Source organism: Mycobacterium sp. UM_WGJ (assembly GCF_000455125.1).
Classification (GTDB): Bacteria; Actinomycetota; Actinomycetes; order Mycobacteriales; family Mycobacteriaceae; genus Mycobacterium.
In genome coordinates this window covers 1-5,885 of record NZ_AUWR01000112.1, presented here as the reverse complement: position 1 = coordinate 5,885, position 5,885 = coordinate 1, and the positions used below count along the sequence as shown (strand labels likewise).

General features: G+C 70.1%; 6 protein-coding genes. 1 reads left to right on the top strand and 5 read right to left on the bottom strand.

The genetic code is table 11. From position 1 onward, the window contains the following. Positions 1-82 precede the first annotated feature (82 nt). Entirely contained in the window at positions 83-1,066 is a 984-nt protein-coding gene (locus N416_RS0121110) for a quinone oxidoreductase (RefSeq protein WP_024444072.1), read from the bottom strand. 31 nt (positions 1,067-1,097) lie between these two features. Here N416_RS0121110 and N416_RS0121105 point away from each other — a divergent pair, with 31 nt between their 5' ends. Then, on the top strand, positions 1,098-1,820 hold the full coding sequence (locus N416_RS0121105; RefSeq protein WP_024444071.1) for a hypothetical protein: 723 nt from the start codon (positions 1,098-1,100) through the stop codon (positions 1,818-1,820). Here the strand turns inward: N416_RS0121105 and N416_RS0121100 are convergent. From N416_RS0121100 to mptB, 4 genes are all read right to left on the bottom strand, one after another. Next, on the bottom strand, positions 1,776-2,711 hold the full coding sequence (locus N416_RS0121100; RefSeq protein WP_036458932.1) for a heme A synthase: 936 nt from the start codon (positions 2,709-2,711) through the stop codon (positions 1,776-1,778). The two genes, N416_RS0121105 and N416_RS0121100, sit on opposite strands and share 45 nt — an antisense overlap. Before the next feature lie 57 nt (positions 2,712-2,768). Next, the gene (locus tag N416_RS0121095; RefSeq protein WP_024444069.1) at positions 2,769-3,557 is read right to left on the bottom strand and encodes an ABC transporter permease; all 789 of its coding nucleotides are present in this window, start codon (positions 3,555-3,557) and stop codon (positions 2,769-2,771) included. Further along, the gene (locus N416_RS0121090; protein ID WP_024444068.1) at positions 3,554-4,492 is read right to left on the bottom strand and encodes an ABC transporter ATP-binding protein; all 939 of its coding nucleotides are present in this window, start codon (positions 4,490-4,492) and stop codon (positions 3,554-3,556) included. Before N416_RS0121090 ends, N416_RS0121095 begins: the two co-directional genes overlap by 4 nt. Beyond that, a partial coding sequence (gene mptB / locus N416_RS0121085; RefSeq protein ID WP_036458930.1) for a polyprenol phosphomannose-dependent alpha 1,6 mannosyltransferase MptB occupies positions 4,489-5,885 on the bottom strand: 1,397 nt, incomplete at its 5' end. The genes N416_RS0121090 and mptB, both read right to left, overlap by 4 nt.

Genomic DNA, 5,885 nt, shown 5'->3' with positions numbered 1-5,885 from the left:
ACCCGGCTGGACGGGGCGGAATTCGCCGACGGTCCCCGGGTCCCGCTACTGCCCGACGGCTGGGATCTGGACTCGGGGGCGGTTACGGGTCGAGCACAATCGAGCCCACGGTCTGGCGGCCCTGCAGATCGCGGTGGGCGCGGGCAGCCTCGGCCAGCGGATAGTGCTTGCTGACCGTCACCGTGATCGTGCCATTGCCGATCGCCTCGAAGAGTTCGCCCGTGCGCCAGGTGAATTCCGGTGCGGTACGGGTGAAGTGCGCCAGGTTGGGACGGGTCAGGTAGACCGAGCCCGCCGCATTGAGCCGCTGCGGGTCCACCGGCGGCACCGGCCCACTGGCCGCGCCGAACAGCGCTAAGGTGCCCCGGACGGCGAGACTGGACAGGCTGGCGTCGAACGTCGCCGCACCCACGCCGTCGTATACCGCGACCACCCCGCCGTCGACCAACTCCCGAACCCGGGCGCCGAACGCCGCGGCGTCTTCAGGGGCCGAGCCGGGGTACTCGAGCACTTCCACAGCGCCGGCCTGCCTCGACAATTCGGCCTTGGACGAATTCGAGACCGTGGTGATCACTCGGGCACCGAGCGCGGTCGCCCATTGAGTCAGGATCAGTCCCACCCCGCCGGCGCCGGCATGCAACAACACGGTGTCGCCGGACTGCACGGGATACACCGACGTGATCAGGTAATGCGCCGTCAAGCCCTTGAGCAGCGCGGCGGCGGCCACGTCAGCCTCGATTCCATCGGGGATGAGTGCCGTCAAAGATGCCGGGGCCGTGCAGTATTGGGCGTAGGCGCCGGTCGCGGCCGCCGTCACCACGCGATCGCCCACAGTCAATGCGGTCACTCCCGCGCCGACCTCGGCGACCGTGCCCGCGGCCTCATTGCCCACCACGAACGGCAGCTCGGCCGGGTAGACCCCGGAGCGGAAATACGTGTCGATGTAGTTGACCCCGACGGCCTCGACCCGGATCAACACCTCACCGGAGGCAGGGGAGGGCTGAGGTTTGTCGACCAGGTTCAAAACTTCGGGGCCGCCGGTCGCGGCCACTTCCACGGCGTGCATGGTGACTATCATCTCCGACTATGAGGTCTGCATGAAGCTGGCCCGGCCCGATATCTTCCATCCGCGCATCGTGCTGGCGGTCGATCCGCGGCACGGCCACCACCGTGGCGCCGATACGTCCGGGGCGGTCGACGACGCCGGCGACGATGCCGGCCTGGTGGCGGCGCTGCGCCACCGAGGTCTGCACGCCCGCCGTCTGCCCTGGGATGACCCGGAGACGCTGGCGGCGGACCTGGTGATCCTGCGCACGGCCGGCGGCGCCCCGGCCCGGCACGCCGAATTCTTGAACTGGACAACCCGGGTGGCCCACCTGCTGAACCCGCCGGAAGCGGTGGCCTGGAACGCCGACCGCCGCTACCTGGCCGACCTGCAGTGCGACGGGGTCCCGACGTTGCCGGGACCGCCACCGGCGGAGCTGAGCACGCTGGTTTTCTTCGGTGCCGGCCGATCGCACGCGTTCGGCGCCGCCGGGTCCGACCCGGACTTCGAACTGTGGGATGTCGGGCGTGCCGCCCTGCGTTCGGCCGCCGAACGCTTGAGCATCCGGATCGAAGAGCTGCTCTACGCGCGGGCCGACGTGGCCGGAACCGCCGCGGATCCACGCCTGGTCGGCTTGGATCTGATTGCGCCGCAGTTGGGGTTCAGCGCGCTTGACGCCGGCGAACGAGAGCGAGCGCAGCGCCGCTTCGCCGTCGAGGTCACCGCGGCGCTAGAGCGACTCGGGTTGGGTCCGTTGGCGCAGCGACGCCCATAGCGCCGCCGTCGCGCCGGTGACCAGTACCGCACCCGCCACATGCAGGGTGACCAGTACGGCGGGCACGCCGGTGAAGTACTGGACCAGGCCGATCAGTCCTTGCACCAATGTCAGGGCGGTCACCACCGCCAGTCGGCGCATCACCGGGTTGGCCGCCCGCACCGCGGCCAGCCCGAAGGCCAGGCCTATCAGTAGACCGAGGAATCCGATCAGCAGCGACTCGTGCAGGTGGGCGAGCGTGGCGACCTCCACCTTGAGGCGGGCCACCGTGCGGGCCGCGCTCTTGTCGCCGGCGTGCGGGCCGGCGCCGGTCACCAGGGTGCCGGTCACCAGCACCGCGGCCAGCGTGACGGCACACAGCGCGGTCAACCCGCGCAACGGTGTCGGGACCCGATAAGTCACCACCGCCGACTCGTCGTCTGTCTGGCCGACTTTCGCATAGAACTGCACCGCCAGCCACACCATCAGCATCGAGACCAGCAGGTGCACAGCCACGGTCCACCAGGCCAGCCCGGTGCGTACCGTGATACCGCCGATCACCGCCTGCAACACCGTGGAGCCGGGCATCAGCCAGGCGTAGACCAGTACCTCGGTACGGCGGCGGGCCCGGAGCACGGCCAGCACGGCCAGCGCCGCGGTGATCACCACCGCGAAGGTGACCATCCGGTTGCCGAACTCGATGGCCTGATGAATCCGCGGAACTTCCGAGACGGCCACCGGGACGTAGCTGCCCGGGAAGCATTGCGGCCAGGTCGGGCAACCCAATCCGGACGCGGTGACCCGCACGATCGCGCCGGTGACGGCGATGAATCCCTGAGTGAAGACGACCGCGGCAGCCAGCCATCGCTGCGTGCGCAGGCCCGGTTCGGGTAGCAGGTCCACCAGGCGCATCAGGAACCGTCCCACGGGCCTGATCGTAGAGGATCGGTAACTACGTCCCGTAGTAGGTCAGCTGAACCGGAACCATCGCACGGCACCGACGGCGGCCAACAGACCCCACACCGTCACCACCGCGAGACCGAACCAGTCGACCGAGACGCTCAGCGCCTGTGCCAGCGCCTCGGTGAGCGCCCCCGAGGGAGTGAGTCGGGCGAGCCAGCGGACCGTGCCGGGCACCAGATCGGTCTCCACGGTCAGTGCGGAGAACCCGCCGAACACGAACCACAGCAGGTTCGCGCCGGCCAGCACGATCTCGGCGCGCAGGCTGCCGCCGAGCAGCAGGCCCAACGCCGCGAAACAGGCGGTACCGAGCGCGATGACCACCGCGCCCAAGCCGAGGCCGGCCAATGTCGGCCGCCAGCCCAGCGCGGCGCCGATCGTGCCGAGCAGCACGGACTGCAACAGCACGACCGTAGCCACCGACAGCGATTTGCCGGCGATGACGCCCCAGACCGGCAGCGCCGTGGCGCCCAGTCGTTTCAGGGCCCCGTAGCGCCGGTCGAACGCCACGGCGATCGCCTGCCCGGTGAACGCGGTAGCGATCACCGCCAGCGACATGATCACCGGCAGCACCGTGGTCGCGCGTTCGGCGTGGCCCTCGCCGAACGGGCCCAGCGGCAACACCGTCAGCCCGACCAGCAGGGTGATCGGAATGAACATCGTCAGCAGCAGCTGCTCGCCGTTGCGCAGCAGCAGGGTCAGCTCCAACCGGTACTGCGCGGCCAGCATCGCGGGCACGCGGGCCGGACGGGGGTCGGGGGTGAAGGTGCCGGGCGCGAAGACCTTCTGAGCACTCATGGGCGTAGCTCCCGTCCGGTCAGCTCCAAGAACACGTCCTCGAGGCTGCGCTGCTCGACCCGCAGCTGGGTGGCCAGCACATCCATCCGGGCGCACCAGGAGGTCACGGTCGCCAGCACCTGGGGGTCGACGGTTCCTTCGACGAGGTATTCACCGGGCAGCACCTCGCTGGCCCGATACCCCTCCGGCAACGCCGCGATCAGCAACGACAGGTCCAGTCGCGGAGGTGCGGTGAACCGCAGCTGGCCCTGGGCGCCGCTGCGGGTCAACTCCGCGGGCGTGCCGGCGGCGACCACCGCGCCGTGGTCGATGATCAGCAGCCGGTCGGCCAGCTCCTCGGCCTCGCGCAGGTGGTGGGTGGTCAGCACCACGGTCACGCCGTCGCGGCGCAACGCATCGATCAGCTCCCACACCAGCAGCCGGGCGTGCGCGTCCATACCGGCGGTCGGCTCGTCGAGGAAGACCAGTTCCGGCCGGCCGACCAGGGCGCAGGCCAACGCGAGCCGCTGCTGCTGCCCGCCGGAGAGCCGGCGGTAGGTGGTGCGTGCCGCATCGGTCAGGCCCAGGGTGTCCAGCAGCCACTGCGGGTCCAGCGGGTTGGCCGAATACGACGCCACCAGCTTGAGCATCTCGCCGGCACGTGCGGCCGGGTAGCCGCCGCCGCCCTGCAGCATCACCCCGATGCGCTCCCGAAGCCGGTCATTGTCGGCGACCGGGTCCAAGCCGAGCACCTCGATGGTTCCGGCGTCCGGGCGGACGAAGCCTTCGCACATCTCGACCGTGGTCGTCTTCCCGGCGCCGTTCGGGCCGAGGAGGGCGAACACTTCGGCGGTCTGCACGTCGAAATCCAGGCCGGCGACCGCTTCGATCGCAGCAGGACCGGTCCCGTAACGCTTGCGTACCCCGCGCAAGCGCACCGCGACAGCTGAGTTCACGGAGAATCAGCGTAAGCGTCGGTGGCAGCGGCCGGCCGCGGGGTCGGTTCCTCGGCCGGTGCATCGCCCGTCGGGGCGCCGGCTTCGGCCGGTAACTCGCGCCACGGCAGGCGCCGATAGGTCAGCAGGAACAACCCCAACACCACCACGGCGCTGGCCAGGGTGGCGTCCACGATCTGGAACAGCGCGAAGCGGTCGCCGTTGGCGGTCGGTCCAAAGATGCCCACCACCAGGGTTACCGCGATCACCGCGATGCGGAAGTTCGGCCGGGTCGCCCACGCCGCCAGCGGGATGATCGCCCACAGCAGGTACCAGGGCTGGACCACCGGAAACAGCAGGACGGTGATGCCCAGCGCAACGCCGAGCCCCCCGACCGGATGCAGCCGGCCGTTGAACACCACCAGCAACAGCCACACCACCAGGACCGCGATGATCAGGACGCCGATGGCACGGGTCAGCGACAGCACCGCGGTGGTGTGATCACCCAGACCGAGCAGGATCCCCACCTGGCCCGTGCCGAGGGCGATCAGCGTCGGCGGTGACATCCAGCTGCGCACCACATTGGCCGTGCCCAGGGTGAACACCCACCCGAAGCCCAGCCCACTGGCCCAGCCGATCAAGCCCGTCACCGCCGCCGCCAGCGCGGCCATGCTCGTACCGGCCAGCAGAAACGCCCGCACGTCGCCGCCCCACCGCCAGCCCAGCGCCATCGCGACAAACCCGAGCGCCAGCAGCGACGGCAGCTTGACCTGCGATGACAGCGTGATCAGCACCGCCCCGATGAGCAGCCCGGCCAGCGGAGCCCAGTCGTCCCGGCCGGGGCGACTGCGTACATCCGGCCACAGCGGTTTGGCCGCGGTGATCCCGCGTAACGCGAACTCCGTGCCGGTCAGCATGAGTCCGAGCATCAACGCCTCGTTGTGGATGCCGGCCACCAGGTGCATCAGCAACAGTGGATTGGCCGCTCCGAGCCACAGGGCGCTGACCTCGGCGACCCCGCAGCGCGCGGCCAGGCGCGGCACCGCCCACACGATCAAGCCGACCCCGAGCAGCACCACCACCCGGTGGCACAGCACCGCGGTGACGATGTTTTCCCCGGTCAACGCCGAGATTCCGCGACCGATCCACAAGAACAGTGGCCCGTAGGGCGCCGGCGTCTCCCGCCAGAGGCTGGGCACGGACAGCGTGAAGACGTGGTCCAGGCCCAGCGCCGGTGCCGGGCCCACCCGGTAGGGGTCCAGTCCGAGCCGGGAGATCTGACTCTGCGCCAGGTAGGAGTAGACGTCCTTGCTGTACATCGGCGGTGCCACCAGCAGCGGCAGCATCCACAGCAGCAGGGTGCGGTCGAGCTGACTGCGCGACATCCGGCGGTTGCCTTCTGTCGGACGACGAT